Genomic DNA, 19022 nt, shown 5'->3' with positions numbered 1-19022 from the left:
GGCATTTGGGGGAAGTTGTTTGTTTTTTGGCGAAAGTATTATAACCAACCCAAATGCTGTTTGCTTTTTATACCGTAAAGATCAACACGTTCTAGGGATACACAATGAAAAAACTTCCTATCGCATTGGCGCTATGTGCTGCTTTCGTGTCTGCAAACACGCTTGCAGAAGTTCGCATAAATGGCTTTGCTTCAATTGTGGGGGGTAAAACTCTCGACGACGACACAACTTTATACGGCTACGATAACGATATCTCTTTTAAGAATGAGAGCATGTTTGCTTTGCAGCTTTCAGCTGATTTACAAGAGAAATTAAGCGCGACAGCACAAATTGTTGCCCGTGGCGATAACGACTTTGACGCTGAGTTTGAGTGGGCTTATTTAACCTATGAGTTTACCGACGAGCTGCAACTAAGCGCAGGTAAAATGCGTGCGCCGTTTTACCGCTACTCAGACTTTTTAGATGTGGGTTACACGTACCGCTGGGTTCGTCCACCGCAATCAGTGTATAACTTACCGTTTTCGACCTATGAAGGTTTAAGCTTATTGCACAATACCCAATTAGGCGATTGGGACTCTACCTTGCAAGTTATTTACGGCAGTTTCGATGGTGATATTGCGGTTGTATCTGTTAATGGCGACACTGAGTTAAACGACATTGCGGGTATTAACTGGACTCTAGCCTACGACTGGTTTAGCGCTCGCGCTGCCTACTTTGTTGCCGAAACAACCATTGATATTGCAAACGATACCGACGCAGGTATTGCACTTAATGGCTTAGAGCAAGCATTACGTGGTGCAGGCTTTGTTGATCAAGCCAATGATATTGCTGCAAATGAAGATGATGGCTCGTTCTTTGCGCTTGGTTTTTCGATTGATTACAACAACATTTTATTTGACGCTGAGTACACTGAGTTTGAAGTAGAAAACAGTGCGCTGGCGAAACAAACACAATATTACACGTCGGTTGGTTATCGAATGAATGAGTGGACCGTTCACTTAACTTACGAAAACAACGACGACAAACACGATAGTAATCGCTATAACGCGTTACCTGCTGTACCGCCATTAAACGCGGGTATTAACCAGGTATTAGAGGGCGTTAAAGCAAAAAGTAACGTTTACACCATTGGTACTCGTTATGACTTCCACCCGTCTGCCGCTTTAAAAGTTGACTTTAGTCGCTTTAAAGATGACATCACTGATACAGAAACTGATGTCGTTGCTGTTGCTGTTGATTTAGTTTTTTAATTGGAGTTCATAATGAAAAAATTACTATTAGCTACAGCGGTAACGCTTTTATCGAGCACCGCTTTTGCAGACGTTGCCGTGATTGTTAATCCGGCCAATGGCAATGCAATTGATGAAGGCACCATTAAAAAGATCTACCTTGGTAAAGCAAAGTCGTTCGACGATGGCACTAAAGTAAACCCTGTAAACCAAGATGGTAACAGCGTGAGCGATGAGTTTAACGACAAGGTGGTTGGTAAGTCGAGCAGCCAGCTTAATGCGTATTGGTCTAAGCTGGTTTTTACCGGTAAGGGCACGCCTCCTGAAAAGCTGGCGAATGATCAAGCCGTTATTGACTTTGTTGCCTCTAATAACGACGCGATTGGCTATATTGATGCTGCGAAAGTGACCGACAAAGTAAAAGTTGTTGCGACGTTTTAATCGGTATTTGTTTACGTAGTAAAAAGCCACTTCAATATGAAGTGGCTTTTTTAATTTTAGCGTGTCGTTTTTAGCTTATTCAACTTTAAATTTTGCTGTGGCGTCTAACAGTGAGTCAGACAGGTAATGTAAGTTTTTAGCAACATCGCGTACTGCCGAAAGCGAATCCATAGTCTCTTCGAACGACATGTGCATGTTAGACACATTTTCTACAACCATGCTGGCAACAGAGGTTTGCTCTTCGGTTGCGGCGGCAATTTGCGAGTTCATGCCGTTAATTTCTAAAATTTGCTCAGAGATTTTCTCAATCGATAGGCCTGTATTCTCTGCGGCTTCGGCGTTGTTCATTGCCATGTCGCGCGCTGAGTTCATTGCATTTACCGATTCACTGGCTGCGGTGGTAAGTGTTGAAAGCAGCTCTCTGATTTCATTTGTCGATTGCGATGTACGTGAAGCCAGTTCTCTTACTTCGTCGGCTACCACGGCAAAGCCTCGACCTTGCTCACCAGCGCGCGCGGCTTCAATTGCAGCATTCAGCGCTAATAAGTTGGTTTGCTCTGCAATTGAAGTTATCACGTTCAAAATTTGCGTTACGTTTTTAGTGTCGCTTGCCAATTGGTTGATTGTTGAGGCAGCTTGGTTTATTTCGTCGCTTAAGGTGCGCGACTCTATCACTGAGCGCTGAATTTGCGTGCGGCTTTGCTCTACTTCGCGCTCTGCTGTTTGCGCTGCTTCAGATGCACTTGCTGCAGAATGAGAGATGTCGGCCACGCTTTGGCGCATTTCTTCCATTGATTGCTTCACTATTTCTGCATCGGTCGTTTGTTTGGTTGTGGCTTTTTCGGCGCGTTCCATACCTTGTACTAATCGGGTTGAGTTTTCCATTAGCGGCTCGCACACTGCAATTACTTCAAGTACTGCGGCCTTTAATAGCTTTATAAAGGCATTAAAGTTAATGGATACATGACCAATTTCGTCTTTAGCATGCACAGCCAGCTGCGTGCTTAAAGAGCCTTTGCCATCTGCAAGTAAGCGTAAGTTGTCGGCAGCCGCACTTGCAGACGAGCCAATACCACGGGCAATCCAAATTGAGGTAATCACCAATAAAACTAACGATATAATCGACACAACGAGCATTAAATGCAATGCGTTGTCAGAACGCGCTTTAGTGGCTTGTACTAATTCAAAAAAGCGGTCATCAGCGCGCGCCTGAGCCCCTTTAAAACCGGTGAGTACGGCTTCATATAGCTTTGTTTTTTGCTGTGCCTGTTGCTGAATTTTACTAAAGTCGGCTGTGCCGTCGATCATGGAGCTGGCAATAGCAGAAGAGGTTTTTGCGTATTGTTGTAGTTTTTCTTTTGTTTCTGCGTTCACATAGCTGTTATTGATAGCAATAATATTTTGCAGGTTTTCGTTAATTACTTTGTACGTTTGTGCTGCGCTATCGACTAAGTCTGACTCGCCAAAGGTGACCGCTTGTGTGTATAGCTCATCGAGCTTTTCGAGTAAGGCCACATTTGCCGAGGTGAGTTTAACGACTTGATAAGATGACTTTTCTAGCTCATCAAGTGAGCCTCTATTATCGCTCATCGCGATATAGTTGGTTAGCACAATAATGACAAATGCAATGACTGCAATGCATGTTATGGCATGAATTTTTTTTGTAATACTTAGATTTTTAAATGAAATACCTGCAGACATTGAATCCACCTTTGCTGTCTTGTTACCTAGTATTATCGCCTGTTTTCCCTAAAGTATTAATTATATTTTCATTTTCAGACTTTATTCGTATAAATAAAGTGTAGTATCATCATGATATAGGCTTAACTTGTGTGATTTTTCTAGTATAGCAGTTATCTAAATAGACACGCTTTTTGGTGTCAGTATTTTTAGCTGTAATTCATTTATTTTCGCTAAGTTAGCAGATTATTTCGAACAGAAAACCGGTGTTAATTTTGGGGGAAAGGTTACATTTAGGGCAACAACACTAGGCCATGTTTATAAGGCATGCCCCTACTTTATACCCCCAGCCTTAACTTAAGGCTTGTAAAGTATGTTTGCTGGCTGTTTATTCGCTGCACACCTTACGTGTTAAGCAACTAACTAGCATAATAATCACGTTGAAACGAAAAAAGGCCCTTTCGGACCTTTATGTTACACGGGCATTACTGGGCGTTTTGCTTTGCAACTAACGCTTTTAAGCTGTTACCAGCAACAAACAACGACGCTGCAAACAACCCTATATCTTTTAATAAAAACTCACCCACAAAGCTCAATACAGGAAAACCGGCATCGCTCGTAATACCTGATAAAAACACCATCATGCTAATAGTAACTGTAAATAACGCCATGGATAACAGCCCACCAAGCACCGATAAAGCGGGGTTAATAAAGCGTGCGAAAAATAATAAGCCGATGATAATTTCAAGCGAGCCTAAAAAGTTTACCAGGCCTTGCTTTGAGAAAAGGGCATACATCCACGAAACCAGTGGGTTATTAGCTATCATGCCGTACATGCCCTCAGCCTGCCCCGCAGAAAACTTAATACCACCAAACCAAATATAGATGATACCGAGTGTAATGTAGATAAGCGGCACACCTGCTTTTTCTAGCTTTTCACCAAGGGCGTTAAACGTTGTTAATTGTGTATTCGTAAAAGCCATGACAGCTCTCCTTTATTTAACCTACTAGTAGGTAGGTTTACTAGGTAAAATTTTTTGAGTGCTGAACTAGGCCAGCATCTCAATCCATGCATCACACGTTTGATTAAACAAACCAGCATGATGCTCACTTCGGTTTAGCATAAGTGCGCCTTTTATTGCGCAACATATAATGACCGCTTGCTGATAAGCAGTAGATTTAAAATTAAACTCACCGTTATCAAGTCCGACTTGCAAAATATCACTGAGTATATTTAGCTCAAGATCAGCCATTTTTAATACCTGCTTTTGCAGCGGTTCGGCCATGAGTCGCAAGTCGGTTTGCATGGCGTAAATACCACACATTTGCCCATCGTTCGCACAACTTTGAAACACAGCAAAATAACCTTGTAAACGTGCTTTGGCTGATGGCAACGTTTTTAAGTGTGATTCTAGCTGCTTTAGCTGCTCGCATTTTAACTGACAAAACGCAATGCCCAAATCGGCTTTGGTTGCAAAATGATGGTGGATACTCGCTTTGCGAATATCGAGCTCTTTAGCAAGGTCTGCATAGCTAAAACCATGGAAACCATTGCTTTGAATAAGCGCATCGGCGTGTTGCAGTATGTTTGTATATGTCGTGTTCATGCTGAGGATATTACCTACCAGTAGGTAGGCTTGCAAGTTATTTTTTAATCAATGCGTAAAATAAATCATGCCTGAGTATAAAAAATACGGTGCGTTTAAGGCTAAAAGCCACGTTATTTCTAGCATGAGCACAGCAAGTAAGCTATTTTTAAAAACGACTTTTTAAGCTGCATGACGTTTTAAGTGCACTGTTAAAGGTTCACTGTGAGAAACATTTTTTTATCGATTGATCTGTTATCAGCAGCTTTATTATCAATTGTTCTTTTGTCAGTTTTTTATTGTCAGTGTGTTCTGCTAGTTAAAGGCTTGTAGCAATGTACTTAAGCGAGCCACACCACACAGAACTAAAAGATTACAACAACCTATGTAAAACAAAACAGACGAGAACATTGCACATTTACGAATTTACTAGCACTATTATATAAGAGAGTACTTAATAAATAGGTAAAAAATGCGCACTAACCAAACTAATTGCCAGCAAGTAAGCTGTAAACTGTGTGAAGACAACTTAGAACTAGGCTTTGACTTCACCATGGCTTTTCAACCTATTATTGACTGCTCCGCAAAGAATATTTTTGGTTACGAAGCTTTAGTGAGAGGCCCTAATAATGAGTCGGCTTATTCTGTTATTTCTCAGGTTAATGACGATAACCGTTACACATTTGACCAACTGTGCCGTGTTAAAGCCATTTCTCTTGCTGCAAAGCTAGCGTTACCGTCTATTTTAAGTATTAACTTTTTACCTAATGCGATTTATCAACCTGAGCGTTGTATTAAAACGACACTAGCAGCCGCCCAAAAATACAACTTTCCTGTTAAGCAAATAATGTTCGAGTTTACCGAAGTTGAACAAGTCGAAGACACCGCTCATATAAAACGCGTTGTTGAATATTATCAATCACTTGGATTTATTACTGCGACCGACGATTTTGGCTCTGGTTACTCAGGGTTAAATTTATTAGCCGATTTCCAAAGTAATATTATTAAGCTTGATATGGAGTTAGTTCGCGATATTCACCTTGATAAAGCACGCCAAACAATTGTTAGCCACTGTATTGCAATGTTCGAAGAGCTTAATATAACGCCTCTTGCCGAGGGCATTGAATGTATTGAAGAATACCAATGGCTGCGCAGTGCCGGCGTCAGTTTAATGCAAGGGTATTTATTTGCTCGCCCAGGATTTGAATGCCTACCAGAGGTCGATTTTAGTTTGTTGAACTAGCATAAGCTGCGAAATTCGAGCTACGAAATTCGAGCTGCGAGGTGCGAGGCACGAAATTCGAAATGCTAAAATCGTGATGCGAGGTACGAGGTGCGAGATACGAGGTGCGAGGTGCGAGGTGCGGACTAAATACGCGATGTAGAGCCATTGCTACCGATTGAACTTTTCGCACGAAATAAATTTCACGCCTACACTGTTTAAACTGTGTAGGGTGCAAATAGGGCAATAAAGTCTGTTTTATTAGCTCTAATCTTTCCTCGTTAGTATTCATATAAATTTAATAGCCTTCCGGTGGGTGGATCTGTATAATCCGCGGCCTATTATTTACCCTATTGCTTGTTTATTTTCGCAGTTTTGCACCATAACCCTGTCAGTATTTTTCTAGGAATAATTCGTTGATCTCAACCGCAAATATCACCATGCAATTTGGCGCAGAGCCGTTGTTCGAAAACATTTCAGCCAAATTTGGTAACGGTAACCGCTATGGTTTAATTGGCGCAAATGGTTGCGGCAAGTCAACCTTTATGAAAATTTTAAGTGGTGCACTTACCCCTTCTTCAGGCAATGTGTCGATTACGCCAGGCTTAAAAGTCGGTACGCTAAGCCAAGACCAATTTGCGTTTGAGCAATACACAGTGGTTGATGCGGTAATAATGGGCGATACAGAGCTTTGGAAAGTAAAGCAAGAGCGTGACCGCATTTACTCATTACCAGAAATGAGCGAAGAAGACGGCATGAAGGTCGCTGAGCTTGAAAGTATCTTTGCCGAAATGGATGGTTACACGGCAGAAAGCCGCGCTGAAGAAATTTTAATTCAAGCTGGTATTGAACAAGCGTTTCATTACGGGTTAATGGCCAATGTAGCACCGGGTTGGAAACTGCGTGTGTTATTAGCACAAGCGCTGTTTGCTAATCCTGATATTTTGCTTCTTGATGAGCCAACCAATAACTTAGACATTTACACCATTAACTGGTTAGCTAATGAGCTTAACCAACGTAAGTGTACGATGATTATTATTTCGCATGACCGTCACTTTTTAAACTCGGTTTGTACGCACATGGCCGACATTGATTATGGCGAACTGCGCATTTACCCGGGTAACTACGAAAAGTTTATTGAGGCATCTAGCCTTCAACGCGAACAATTACTGGCCGAAAATGCGAAGAAAAGCGCTGAAATCGATGAGCTTCAAGACTTTGTAAACCGCTTTGGCGCTAACGCCTCTAAAGCAAAGCAAGCGAGTTCGCGTGCTAAACGTATGGATAAAATTAAGCTAGATGAAGTTAAATCATCAAGCCGTATGAGCCCGTCTTTGTACTTTGACGAAGGCAAAAAAATGTACCGCCAAGCACTTGAACTCACTAAGTTAGGTCATGGCTTTGACGGCGAAACCTTATTCAGCGGCGGCGACTTATTACTTGAAGCGGGTGCAAAACTGGCTGTTATTGGTGAGAACGGCGTGGGTAAAACGACCTTTTTACGCTGCTTAGTGAACGAACTTCAAAGTAACGAAGGGGTTGTTAAATGGTCAGAAAATGCAAGCATTGGTTACTGCCCACAAGACAGCACTAAAGACTTTGATAACGACTTAACCCTATTCGACTGGATGTCGCAGTGGCGCACAGCCAAGCATAACGATTTAATGGTGCGTGGCATGCTAGGGCGTTTGTTATTTACCGCAGACGATGCCAACAAAAAGGCGCGCAACTGCTCTGGTGGTGAGAAAAACCGTTTGTTATTTGGTAAATTAATGATGCAAGACATTAATGTACTGGTAATGGATGAACCCACGAACCACATGGATATGGAAGCCATCGAAGCGCTTAACAATGCGTTAAAAGATTACGAAGGCACGCTTATTTTTGTGAGCCACGACCGTGAGTTTGTTTCGTCATTGGCAACCCGCATTATCGATATTAAGGACAAACAGATCATCGATTTTCAGGGCACATTTGACGAATATATGGACCATGTTGCACAACAAGAGTCATAACCCCTTTTTATACAGGTGAGCTATTTAGCTCACCTTTTTGTTTACGTTCAGTTACATAATACCTTTGACCTACTTACCCACTTTAGGTAATTTACATCTCCCTTACAAAACATAATAAATTTTTAGGATGTAAATGAAAAAGTTCCTTGGCGTATCGGCACTGACGCTTGCGCTCACGGCCTGTGGCGGCTCATCAACAGATAAAAAACCAGATGATAAAGTAGTACAAAATACCGCACCTACATTGTCTGGCTCATTAACAATAAATACAAAAGCACTTGAGCCTGCAACCTTAGTGGTTGATGTAAAAGATGAGCAAAACGATACAATCACTGCAACAATCATTGATAAGCCAGAATGGTTGAACCTCTCTAGCAAAAATAACCAAGTCACCTTTCAAATTGAACCCAGTTTGTTCGATATTGCGAACCATACATTTACGGTTGAGGTGTCGGATGGCAAAGCGACTAATCAGTATACGCTCATTGTGAATGTCGCTGAAAATCGCGAAGCATGGCAATCTATAACGTTAAGCGATGACGATATAATCGGTAATTGGCACACTAAGGATGCGAGCATTCAACTCATTTTTGCCTCGAAAGATAGCGGCGTTCTATCACACAATGGTGAGCTAAGTGCTTTTAAATGGTCAAATCCTGACGTGGTAGCGTTAAACACACACGCTATTGACTGTGTTTTGGACTGTTCTCAAAAAGCATTGATTGAAATTGATGTTTTGGCTAAGCGTGATGATGCACTGCGTGTTGAGTTTTTTAATGTATCTGAAGACAAAGGCGACGTAGTTACTTTGTATAAAACACAGCCTGAATTACGCTCACACTATTATGTTGATACCCGTGTGAGTACATTTCACACTGTAAATCATTTGAATACAGAAGCAGAAGAAAGCTACTTTGAGTTTGTGTTAGCCAGCTCAGTGCCGACTCCCTCAGGAAAAACACTATTCCAACCTTATGCCGACTTTTCGGCGATGCTTAATGGCACACAACTTACAATTACTAGCGACACGCTTGTTAATACGTATAACACGTCGCAATTACACAAAGATGGCTACGAGTTTAATGTTGCATTTGACTTAAACTTAATAGATGCAGAAATTATTGCGCAATTTGATGACTTTTTGGTCGTAAAAGTAAGCCACAATTTAACTTATCACGATGAAATAACCCCAAGCCAAATTGCTGAGTCAGCAGAGCTTGTTGCCGCAATGCAAACGCAAACATCGATCGGCACATTTCGCCGTATTACACCAACCGCAGTACCCAACCTTGAAATTGGCACACGTTATACAGGCCGTTTAGATAATAAGATTGCAGACACTGGCGAGGGTTTAACATTACGCTATGTGCCTACACACTTTGCTATAACAGCTGCTAACCAAGCGACTGTCACGTTTAACACACCAAAAAACGACGATTCATTTAAGTGGCATTACACCTTAGATAATAATGGCGAAACCATAAAGTTAACAGGCAATGGCTCAGATACATCATTGCAATTTTTTACAATGCACACAGGTAAAATGCTTTATGCGCTTGAACGTAATAAAGAAGAGCGCCAAGCACGCCTAGCCTACGAGCTATTAGAAGTCATAGACGAAACCAATATCACATTAGCTGATTACAAAGAGGTATTCAGCTACTTACGCCAAGACTTTATCATCGGAAATAATAAAGTATTTTGGTTTATTAACGACGATGGAAAGGGCAGCTACTATTTCAACTCTAGTTTTGGGGAAACAGACGCTGCTTATTTCACACCAAACGCATACTGGCAACTCGAAAGCGACAATAGCATTACGTTTGCATTAATGTCTTTGTGTCCAAACGCTGATGAGTTTGTAAGCTGTAAAAACGAAATATTAGCCAATGAAACTGGCAGTTATTTGTCATTAGCTAACTTTAAAATGCTTTATAAAGACGGTGATAAATACATTTTCGACCGCTTAATATGGCAACGTTTATATGATTACAGCGATCAAGTTTATAAAGAAAACGTATATCAACATAGTTATTGGATGGGTCAGCAATAAGCAAAGAGGTTTAGGTTTTTGTTTTTAACCTGCGCGCGTCAATTGTTTCATGATGTGGTTACACACTATGGCGCGATGGCGCGCGAAATAAATTTCACGCCTACAAGTACGGGTTACGAGGTGCGAGATGCGAGTTTCGAGCTACGAGGTGCGAGATAAGAGCTACGAGGTGCGAGCTTAGAGGTGCGAGATAAGAGCTACGAGGTGCGAGCTTAGAGGTGCGAGGTGCGAGCTTAGAGATGAGAGCTTAGCGCTGAATACGCATTATAAAATCGTAAAAAAGCGCGCGAGATAAGTTTCATGGCTGCATTGCGCGGTATTTTTTCGTGGTATTTATATTATAAATTTAAAGCAGGAATGATACGCTGGAGACACTTTTTTAAAAAATGGTGGGAAAGGATAATGGTATTATTACGCGTAATATTAATCTCAGCAGTAGCGCTGTTTAACGTAAGTTCGGTGCTAGCAAATAATGAAAAACTCAGTTACGACGCTGAGTTGAGTTCGTACTCGTACGACTACCCTGTTAAGTTTTTTAACCTGTCTTCTCAACAATCTTCTTTAAAAATGGCTTACTCGTATTTAAAACCTAAGGATGATAAGCCTACCGTTGTGCTTATGCATGGTAAAAACTTTAATGGTCATTACTGGACATCGACAGCGAAGTATTTAAATGAAGCGGGCTATGGTGTTTTAATCCCCGATCAAATTGGTTTTGGTAAGTCATCAAAGCCTAAAGATTATCAGTTTTCGTTCCCTGCCCTTGCCAATAATACGCATCAATTAATTACCTCGTTAGGTATAAAACGCCCAATTGTTTTGGGGCACTCTATGGGTGGAATGCTGGCAAGCCGCTATGCATTAATGTTTCCTGAGCAAGTGCGAAAACTTATTTTATTGAACCCGATTGGGCTTGAAAACTACCTTAGCTATGTTCAATACAAAGACACTGATTTTTTCTATGACCTTGAGCTTGGTAAAACACCCGAAAAGATCATTGCCTATCAAAAACAAAACTATTATGACGGGAAATGGAATCAACACTATGAGCAACTTACGCACTTTTTGAGTGGCCAAATTCAGGGGCCTGATCATGAGTTAATGGCATGGGTTAATGCTAAAACCTATGACATGATTTTTACTCAGCCGGTTATTACTGAGTTCGACCAATTTAAAATGCCTGTTGCTTTAATTATTGGTACTCGCGATAGAACAGGTCCTGGCCGTAACTGGAAAAAGCCGGGTGTAGAATACCAACTTGGTCGCTATGACAAGCTAGGTAAAACGGCCGCTAATATCATTCCTACTGCACACTTAATTGAACTAAAAGACATTGGTCACTTGCCTCATATTGAAAATTTTGAGCTATTTAAAAAGGCGATGAATAAAGCGTTAGCCTTTAAAGAATAACGCTCATAATGTGCGTATTTTTGATAAGCAAGCGATGCTTACGCTTTAATAATATTGCTATAAAAAAGGCTACAGCAATGCTGTAGCCTTTTGATATTTATTAACTTAAATTATAGATCAAAACGGTCGGCGTTCATTACTTTCACCCATGCGTCGACAAAGTCGTGTACAAAACGTGCTTTGTTATCGTCTTGTGCATAAAACTCGGCGTATGCGCGTAAGATTGAGTTTGAACCAAAGACTAAATCAACCCGTGTTGCAGTCCATTTAGTAACGCCTGTGCTGCGCTCAATTATGTCGTAATAACCTTTGCCTAGTGGTTTCCACGTGAAGGCCATGTCGGTTAGGTTTACGAAAAAGTCGGTGCTGAGTGTGCCTACGTTATCGGTGAATACACCGTGCAAAGTCCCCTCATAATTAGTGCCAAGTACACGCATACCACCCACAAGTGCAGTCATTTCTGGTGCCGTTAAGCCCATTAATTGCGTGCGCCCTAACATGAGCTCTTCTGCTGATACTGCATACTCTTCTTTAAGCCAGTTACGGAAACCATCGTGTATTGGCTCAAGCACGTCGAACGACTCGGCGTCGGTCATGTCGTCAGTTGCATCACCTCGCCCTGGTGCAAATGGTACGGTTACATCGACCCCTGCAGCTTTTGCTGCTTGTTCTATTGCTGCACTGCCACCTAGCACGATTAAATCGGCAAGGCTTACTGGCTTGCTTAAATCTGCTTGAACCGACTCGAGCGCGCTAAGTACGTTGGCTAAACGTTTTGGCTCGTTGCCTTGCCAATCTTTTTGCGGTGCTAGGCGAATACGTGCTCCGTTTGCGCCACCTCGGTGATCTGAACAACGATAGGTGCGGGCACTATCCCACGCGGTAGTAATGAGATCGGCTTGGCTTACACCACAATTCAGTAACTTGGTTTTAAGCTCGCTAATTTCGCTGTCTGTTAGCGTGTAATCGACCGCTGGGATCGGATCTTGCCAGATCAGATCTTCGTTCGGTACATCGGCCCCTAAATAACGAGACTTAGGCCCTAAATCACGGTGCGTTAACTTAAACCATGCACGCGCAAACACATCGCTGAAGTATTCAAAGTCGTCGTTAAAACGCTCGATGATCTTGCGATACGTTGGGTCCATTTTCATCGCCATATCGGCGTCGGTCATAATTGGGTTTAAACGAATAGAGGGATCTTCAACATCAACCGGTTTGTCTTCTTCTTTAATGTTAATAGGTTCCCACTGCCACGCACCTGCTGGGCTCTTTTTAAGTTCCCAGTCGTAGTTAAGTAGCAAATAACAATACCCGTTATCCCACTTAGTTGGGTGCGTTGTCCATGCGCCTTCGATACCCGATGTCATGGTATCGCGGCCAATGCCACGCGAGGTATGGTTGTTCCACCCTAAGCCTTGTTCATATACATCAGCGGCTTCTGGCTCTGGACCTACATTTGCTTCGCTGCCATTACCATGCGTTTTACCCACCGTGTGACCACCGACGGTAAGCGCTGCGGTTTCTTCGTCGTTCATTGCCATACGAGCGAATGTTTCGCGCACTTGCTCTGCCGTTTTAAGTGGATCGGGGTTACCGTTTACACCCTCTGGGTTTACGTAAATTAAGCCCATTTGTACCGCGGCCAATGGGTTTTCCATGGTGTTTGGTTTTTCTACATTGCTGTAACGTTCATCACTCGGAGCGAGCCATTCTTTTTCGGCTCCCCAGTAGATGTCTTTCTCTGGATGCCAAATATCTTCGCGGCCGCCGGCAAAACCAAAGGTTTTTAAGCCCATTGATTCGTACGCCATGTTACCGGCTAGAATCATTAAATCTGCCCAAGATAATTTGTTACCGTATTTTTTCTTAATAGGCCAAAGTAAGCGGCGTGCTTTGTCTAGGTTGGCGTTATCGGGCCATGAATTTAAAGGTGCAAAACGTTGGTTACCTGTGCCACCGCCACCACGACCATCTTCTAAACGATACGAACCAGCAGAGTGCCATGCCATGCGGATCATTAAGCCACCATAATGGCCCCAATCAGCTGGCCACCACGGTTGGCTTTCGGTCATGAGGTTTTTTAAATCGGTTTTTACAGCTTCAAGGTCGAGAGATTTAAATGCTTCGGCATAATTAAAGTCTTTGCCGTATGGGCTTGTTTTGCTGTCGTGTTGATGAAGAATGTCGAAGTTTAGCGCGTTAGGCCACCAATTTGTGTTTGATTGAGCGGTGACCGTGTTACTACCATGCATTACCGGGCATTGACCCGTTTTTCCATTACTCATTTTTTGCTCCTTATAAGCTAAAATGTGACGAAATATTTTAAATCTCAATTAAATGCAGTTTCGCCATAAAAGGGATTTTCTGTTAGTTATGAATCACTAATCAGTTAGAAGTTCCCGTTATTTAGAACTATAGGAGTTGTATAAAAATAATGCCAGACCCCAAACGCGACTTTAAATCGATTGCTCTGATAGAAAAATCTGATTTGTGTTAAAAGCGAAAGTCGACCATTTTAAAAGGGTATTAATTAACAGTGAGTCCCATATGAAAACCATTAATCCTGATGTTGCTAAACAATTAAGTATTAACTTTTTCATCGCCAATTTGCCACTATTGGTATTAACGGGGATCATCGCTGCCTCTATCGCAGGACTGGCTTTTAGAAGCCCATTGCTATTTTGGCTGGTGCTTATTGTTACGCCATTCAGTATTAATTATTTATATTCAAAAAAACGTATCAAACAATTTTGTAAAGACAACCGCTGCGATGATGTGTCGTGTCTTGGTAAACACACTGATTAAATTTTAATTTTATTACCCTGTCACCAGATTATTTTCACTCCATTTAGTCTATTTTTTAGTTAGTTAGGCTATTTTCATCGGTAATTTAAAGGTTACAGCAACACCTTGGTCTAGCTCGCTCGCTATACTTACCTCGCCTTGCAATGCTTGGGTTGCAAGGTTATAAACAATTGACATACCAAGCCCACTGCCTCCTGTACCACGTTTGGTGGTGAAAAAGGGTTCAAACACTTTATGTATTACCTCTGCGCTCATGCCGTGACCGTTATCTTTATAGCACAGTGTGTATGTGTCGTTTTCGTGGTTAACGGTCACTACTATATCAATGTGATTTTGCTGACGGCCCGTAAACCCATGCACACAACTATTATTCACCAAGTTTAATATTATTTGACTTAAAGCCCCGGGCACGGTGATCAGATTAAGATCATCGTCGCACTTTATGGTCACTGTAACGTTATGACCGCGGGTCAGCGGCATTAAACTGTGCACTATGTTTTCGAGGTAATGCTTAATGTTTGTTTCAAGTAAGTTAAGTGAAGACTGATCAACGGCGGTCTGTTTAAAGTCACTAATCAGCTTTGCAGCGCGCTCAAGGTTAGTGAAAGATATTTTAAAGCATTCATTTAAATGGTTCATACCATCAATAAGCGCAGCCTTTGTTAAGGTGTTTGACTGGACAAGCTTATCGAGTTCGGTGAGTTTATCTTTTGCAGAGCTATTTGCCGTGACGGCGATGCCAATAGGCGTATTAACCTCATGCGCAATGCCGGCAACAAGATTACCTAGCGATGCCATTTTTTCGGATTCTATGAGTTTTTCTTGGGTGTCTGTAAGCTCTGTTAAGGTTTTTTCGAGTGTACGAGTTCGTTCTGCAACCCGTTGCTCTAATAGTTGATTTGAGCGCTCTAGTTCAGCGTTGATGCGTTCATTTTCTTGCGCCGATAGCGCTCGACCATATAAATCGGCTAATGCCCCGATAAATGAACACTCATCTTCTGACCATTGCCGTTGTCCGCCAATGTGTTCACAACAAAAAATACCTATCATTTTGCCTTTATAACGAATGGGAGCATCAAGCATCGCACCAATATTGAGGGGAGCAAGGTAACTTTCGCTAAATTCCGATGTTGCAGGGTCTGTGTGAGCATCAACAGCGGTAATCGTGCGCTGGGTATCGAGGGCTTTAAAATAAGCAGGATAAGCATCACGAGGCAATACGATCATTTGGATCTCTTTGCCGTTTTCTCTGTCGAGTAGCAAACGACATTCAATCGCGGTGTTTTCTTTATTTAGTAACCATATTCCTGCCCGACCAATTTCAAGGCCATCAAGTACAGCATTTAGAATTAAGCGTTCAGCTAATTCAACATTACCACTATCAAGATCCGAAGACATTGATACGCCGTAAAGCAGTTGGACTAGTTGTTGGCGCATTACACTCACCTTTTAGTTGCAGGACACCTTAAGTCTAGACGAACATAGAAAATCTGAGATATCAAAAATTACTTTTTAGAAACTCTTTTAGTATTAAGTAGTTGTTCAGATTAAAGTGGCTATATTGTACCTAACTCCTGTTGATACCCCCTACAACGTTATGTTGTTTAAGCAGTTTGACCAGCTCTATTTTGAGCTGGTTTTTTTTTGCCTAGTCCACACAGGCCTCGCATGTTAAAGTTACTTTAGAATTCACTAAACAATGAATATGTCATGCGTTATACCTTAATTTTATTCACCTTTTTAATGAGCTTTAGTCACTTTGCCAAGGCTCAAACAGCACAAGAAAACAGCCCTGCCTTAACCGAAGCAGAGCAACAACAGGCACTCGATAAACTGCAAGAGCCTATGTATAAGCCTTTGTTAGAGCGCTATATTCTTGATGAGCTTAAAGCGGTACGCCAAGATCAACAAAAGCTGCGTGAAGATGTAACAAAACAAGTTACTCATACCCAGTTAGATACTGCCGACCGTGCATTAACTTATACCACCGACACCATTAACAATGTGTTTTTCATTATTACTATTACGGCATCTATTTTAGTGTTAGTTGGTTGGAACTCATTACGCGATGTAAAAAATAAAGTAGAAGACATTGTAAATACGCGAGTGAGTGCAATTACTAAAGAATACGAAGAACGCTTAAAAGTACTAGAAGAAAAGCTACGAGAGCGCTCTGAAGAAATTTTAACGAACCAGAAAAAAATCTCGATCACCAACGAAGTACACTCTCTGTGGATGCGTGCGAATTTAGAAAGTGATGTGGCTAACAAGATTGAAATTTTTGATGAGATTTTAAAACGTAAACCTGAAGATGTAGAAGCAATCGCGTATAAAGCCGATGCACTATTAGAAATTAATCAAACAGGTGAAGCGATTGAATTGTGTAATCAAGCGCTCGAAATGGACAGTGACTATGGGTATGCCTATTGGCAACGTGCCTGTGCTTACGCGCTGTTACACAAACATGCTGATGCGATGGCTGATATTCGTATGGCCCTTGAATACTCGCCAAACTTGCGTAATGAGTTATTACACGAAAGTGCATTTGCAAGCTTACACGATAACGAAAGCTTTAATTCGTTATTAAATGAAACGGCTTAAGCAGGTTCGAGGTTCGAGCAAAGAGGTTCGAGCAAAGAGGTTCGAGTAGCGAGGTTCGAGCAGCGCGATTCACTTTTATACTAAATAAATTTTACGCCTACCATTCAACAAAAAAGAGCAGCTCAGCTGCTCTTTTTTACTTAACGGAAGAATAACACCTTGGTTATTTTGCCATTCTCAATTTGGTAACTGGTCACAAACTCAGAACGTTTATCCACTACGTTAGGGTCTTGTGTGCAGGTTTCTGATAATTCGTGATCAATAACAATGTTGCCAAGCACAATACGTTTGATAGGCGATGACTTAATACACTTCAATTTTTTAAACATAATGCCGTAACGCGCAATCAGTTTTTCCTTGCCTGTGAACATTAACTCATTAGGAAACGCATAAAACTCAACATTCTCATCGTACATTTTAATAAATGCTTCAATATTACGCGCATTATAAGCCGCTATCACTTGCTCAATAACCGCCATAGACTCGCGAGATTGACGCGCTTTCTCTTGCTGTTTAGCCGTTAACGCTTCTTTAGCTTGATTAACTGCTTTTTCGGCCTCTGCGACAGCTTCTTGCTTTGCTTGTGCTGTTTTTGGTTTTTCTGCTGGTACTGGCGTTTGTGTACCAAGCACTTTGCTGTCATCAACCTGAGCTGCTGCTTTTTGTTCTTCAGCAACAACTTTAGGTTGCGCTGTTTCTGTTGTTACAGGCTCTTGCGGGTTATTAACGGCTTGCTCTGTTGTCGTTTGCTGGTCTGTCTTTAAGGCGCGGGTGTCTGTGTGGGTTGCTGTTGTGTTGCCTTCAATAAATTCTAAGGCTGGCACTGATTTTTCTGTTTTTTGCTCGCTTTTCGTTTCTTGTTCAGCTTTTGTTTGTGGCTCGGCTTTTTGGGCAGTTTCGTCACTTGCAATAGACTGCCATGTGAATAATAAACTAATTGCAAAAAATAACGGTTTCATACTTTTCCTAAATGCATCATTCCTGATTTGAGGCGCTAAAGTAGCAAATTCTCGCTGTTAGGCATAGTCTTTTACCAATACTGCTCAACGGTTATCTGCCCAGGCTCGCGGCGACGGTTGCGACTAAAGCCAAGCTCTAACAAAATTGCCGTGGTGTCTTTTACCATTTCGGGGTTACCGCAAATCATAAATTGAGCCGTGTCTGGATTAACGTGTTTGCCAGTGACCTCAAATAAACGATGATCTTTTATAACGTCAGTGATCCGGCCATTAAACCCGACCGATGCTGACTCTCTGCTGACTACGGGCGAATAGTGAAGATTAGGGTTTTGCTTTTGCAAAGCGGCAATGCGCTGTTGATAGCTTAGGTCTTCGTTTAAACGCACACCATGCACTAAATGCACGTGCTCAAACTTTTGCCACACATCGCCTTGCTCTAAAATTGAAATAAATGGCCCAAGCGCGGTGCCCGTACTAAGCATATACAGTTGCTCGCTACTCGGTACTTCGTCCAGTGTAAAAAAGCCCGTAGCGCGGCGTTCAATGGTCACCGAATCCCCCGGTTTTAATTGCGCTAACTGCTGAGACAGTTGACCGTCTTCAACATTTATTAAATAAAACTCAAGATCAGGGTTGTCTGGTGCATTCACATACGAATAAGCGCGTGCTACCCGTTTATCACCCACTTGCATTGCTAATTTAGTAAACTGGCCCGCAGTAAATGGCTCTACATCTGCATTTACAATTAAGCTAAATAGCGTATCAGTCCACCACTTAACCTCTTTAACATTCGCCTCAATCCAATTAGACATACGCACCCTCAAGTTATGTTTCTTTATTAAAGGTGGCAAGAATTGGTAGTGGTGTCAATGGGCATAGTAAGAAGTTTTAAAATACGCGATACGAAAAAGATAATACACGTTAATAGGCTAGGTAAACTCGCTGCGACCGTTTCACAGCTGACTAGTTTTTGTTGATTATTTGCTGGCTATCCCTTTTAAATTAATACATTACACAC

15 protein-coding genes are annotated in these 19022 nt (G+C 41.8%); 8 read left to right on the top strand and 7 right to left on the bottom strand.

What is annotated here, in order from left to right:
* Positions 1-104 precede the first annotated feature (104 nt).
* Complete coding sequence (locus ACSSVW_RS03050) at positions 105-1250, top strand: porin (protein WP_230236238.1); 1146 nt, start codon at positions 105-107, stop codon at positions 1248-1250.
* Between the two features lie 12 nt (positions 1251-1262).
* Entirely contained in the window at positions 1263-1670 is a 408-nt protein-coding gene (locus tag ACSSVW_RS03045; protein WP_036972509.1) for a type 2 periplasmic-binding domain-containing protein, read from the top strand.
* Between the two features lie 75 nt (positions 1671-1745).
* Here the strand turns inward: ACSSVW_RS03045 and ACSSVW_RS03040 are convergent, their stop codons facing one another.
* The 3 genes from ACSSVW_RS03040 to ACSSVW_RS03030 form a co-directional block, all read right to left on the bottom strand.
* Positions 1746-3371: a methyl-accepting chemotaxis protein gene (locus ACSSVW_RS03040; protein ID WP_036972510.1), complete on the bottom strand. Its 1626-nt coding sequence runs from the start codon at positions 3369-3371 to the stop codon at positions 1746-1748.
* 464 nt (positions 3372-3835) lie between these two features.
* Complete coding sequence (locus ACSSVW_RS03035) at positions 3836-4333, bottom strand: DUF417 family protein (RefSeq protein WP_036972511.1); 498 nt, start codon at positions 4331-4333, stop codon at positions 3836-3838.
* 66 nt (positions 4334-4399) lie between these two features.
* Entirely contained in the window at positions 4400-4957 is a 558-nt protein-coding gene (locus tag ACSSVW_RS03030) for a TetR/AcrR family transcriptional regulator (RefSeq protein WP_036972512.1), read from the bottom strand.
* Positions 4958-5408: 451 nt separating this feature from the next.
* Between ACSSVW_RS03030 and ACSSVW_RS03025 the strand changes: the two genes are divergently transcribed.
* The 4 genes from ACSSVW_RS03025 (at position 5409) to ACSSVW_RS03010 (ending at position 11636) form a co-directional block, all read left to right on the top strand.
* Positions 5409-6179 (top strand): EAL domain-containing protein, encoded by a 771-nt coding sequence (locus ACSSVW_RS03025; RefSeq protein WP_118844997.1) that lies wholly within the window; start codon positions 5409-5411, stop codon positions 6177-6179.
* Between the two features lie 395 nt (positions 6180-6574).
* Positions 6575-8173 (top strand): ABC-F family ATPase, encoded by a 1599-nt coding sequence (locus ACSSVW_RS03020; protein ID WP_454178803.1) that lies wholly within the window; start codon positions 6575-6577, stop codon positions 8171-8173.
* Between the two features lie 133 nt (positions 8174-8306).
* The gene (locus ACSSVW_RS03015; protein ID WP_454178802.1) at positions 8307-10226 is read left to right on the top strand and encodes a hypothetical protein; all 1920 of its coding nucleotides are present in this window, start codon (positions 8307-8309) and stop codon (positions 10224-10226) included.
* 402 nt (positions 10227-10628) lie between these two features.
* Complete coding sequence (locus tag ACSSVW_RS03010; RefSeq protein WP_454178801.1) at positions 10629-11636, top strand: alpha/beta fold hydrolase; 1008 nt, start codon at positions 10629-10631, stop codon at positions 11634-11636.
* 110 nt (positions 11637-11746) lie between these two features.
* Here the strand turns inward: ACSSVW_RS03010 and katG are convergent, their stop codons facing one another.
* Positions 11747-13924 carry a catalase/peroxidase HPI gene (katG, locus tag ACSSVW_RS03005; RefSeq protein ID WP_454178800.1) on the bottom strand — a complete coding sequence of 726 codons (2178 nt, stop codon included), beginning with the start codon at positions 13922-13924 and terminating at the stop codon, positions 11747-11749.
* Positions 13925-14186: 262 nt separating this feature from the next.
* On the opposite strand from katG, the gene ACSSVW_RS03000 reads away from it, so the two are divergent.
* Positions 14187-14444, top strand: coding sequence for a hypothetical protein (locus tag ACSSVW_RS03000; RefSeq protein ID WP_454178799.1), 258 nt, complete (start codon positions 14187-14189; stop codon positions 14442-14444).
* Between the two features lie 63 nt (positions 14445-14507).
* Here ACSSVW_RS03000 and ACSSVW_RS02995 read toward each other — a convergent pair whose 3' ends face one another.
* Entirely contained in the window at positions 14508-15881 is a 1374-nt protein-coding gene (locus tag ACSSVW_RS02995; protein WP_421419919.1) for an ATP-binding protein, read from the bottom strand.
* Between the two features lie 273 nt (positions 15882-16154).
* On the opposite strand from ACSSVW_RS02995, the gene ACSSVW_RS02990 reads away from it, so the two are divergent.
* Positions 16155-17045, top strand: coding sequence for a tetratricopeptide repeat protein (locus tag ACSSVW_RS02990; protein ID WP_036972521.1), 891 nt, complete (start codon positions 16155-16157; stop codon positions 17043-17045).
* A gap of 140 nt (positions 17046-17185) precedes the next feature.
* Here ACSSVW_RS02990 and ACSSVW_RS02985 read toward each other — a convergent pair whose 3' ends face one another.
* Both ACSSVW_RS02985 and ACSSVW_RS02980 read right to left on the bottom strand, forming a co-directional pair.
* Entirely contained in the window at positions 17186-18004 is an 819-nt protein-coding gene (locus tag ACSSVW_RS02985) for a nuclear transport factor 2 family protein (protein WP_075593389.1), read from the bottom strand.
* Between the two features lie 71 nt (positions 18005-18075).
* The gene (locus tag ACSSVW_RS02980; protein ID WP_454178798.1) at positions 18076-18816 is read right to left on the bottom strand and encodes a ferredoxin--NADP reductase; all 741 of its coding nucleotides are present in this window, start codon (positions 18814-18816) and stop codon (positions 18076-18078) included.
* Positions 18817-19022: the final 206 nt, after the last annotated feature.

This window comes from Pseudoalteromonas sp. MBR-15 (assembly GCF_053628915.1).
Note: the sequence above shows the minus strand (reverse complement) of the source record. Positions and strands in the feature narration are given on the sequence as shown.

Bases quoted from the DNA above. Each gene is read 5' to 3' on its own strand.
- ACSSVW_RS03050 (WP_230236238.1), top strand. From the start codon at position 105: ATGAAAAAACTTCCTATCGCATTGGCGCTATGTGCTGCTTTCGTGTCT.
- ACSSVW_RS03045 (WP_036972509.1), top strand. From the start codon at position 1,263: ATGAAAAAATTACTATTAGCTACAGCGGTAACGCTTTTATCGAGCACC.
- ACSSVW_RS03040 (WP_036972510.1), bottom strand. From the start codon at position 3,371: ATGTCTGCAGGTATTTCATTTAAAAATCTAAGTATTACAAAAAAAATT.
- ACSSVW_RS03035 (WP_036972511.1), bottom strand. From the start codon at position 4,333: ATGGCTTTTACGAATACACAATTAACAACGTTTAACGCCCTTGGTGAA.
- ACSSVW_RS03030 (WP_036972512.1), bottom strand. From the start codon at position 4,957: ATGAACACGACATATACAAACATACTGCAACACGCCGATGCGCTTATT.
- ACSSVW_RS03025 (WP_118844997.1), top strand. From the start codon at position 5,409: ATGCGCACTAACCAAACTAATTGCCAGCAAGTAAGCTGTAAACTGTGT.
- ACSSVW_RS03015 (WP_454178802.1), top strand. From the start codon at position 8,307: ATGAAAAAGTTCCTTGGCGTATCGGCACTGACGCTTGCGCTCACGGCC.
- ACSSVW_RS03010 (WP_454178801.1), top strand. From the start codon at position 10,629: ATGGTATTATTACGCGTAATATTAATCTCAGCAGTAGCGCTGTTTAAC.
- katG (WP_454178800.1), bottom strand. From the start codon at position 13,924: ATGAGTAATGGAAAAACGGGTCAATGCCCGGTAATGCATGGTAGTAAC.
- ACSSVW_RS03000 (WP_454178799.1), top strand. From the start codon at position 14,187: ATGAAAACCATTAATCCTGATGTTGCTAAACAATTAAGTATTAACTTT.
- ACSSVW_RS02995 (WP_421419919.1), bottom strand. From the start codon at position 15,881: ATGCGCCAACAACTAGTCCAACTGCTTTACGGCGTATCAATGTCTTCG.
- ACSSVW_RS02990 (WP_036972521.1), top strand. From the start codon at position 16,155: ATGCGTTATACCTTAATTTTATTCACCTTTTTAATGAGCTTTAGTCAC.
- ACSSVW_RS02985 (WP_075593389.1), bottom strand. From the start codon at position 18,004: ATGAAACCGTTATTTTTTGCAATTAGTTTATTATTCACATGGCAGTCT.
- ACSSVW_RS02980 (WP_454178798.1), bottom strand. From the start codon at position 18,816: ATGTCTAATTGGATTGAGGCGAATGTTAAAGAGGTTAAGTGGTGGACT.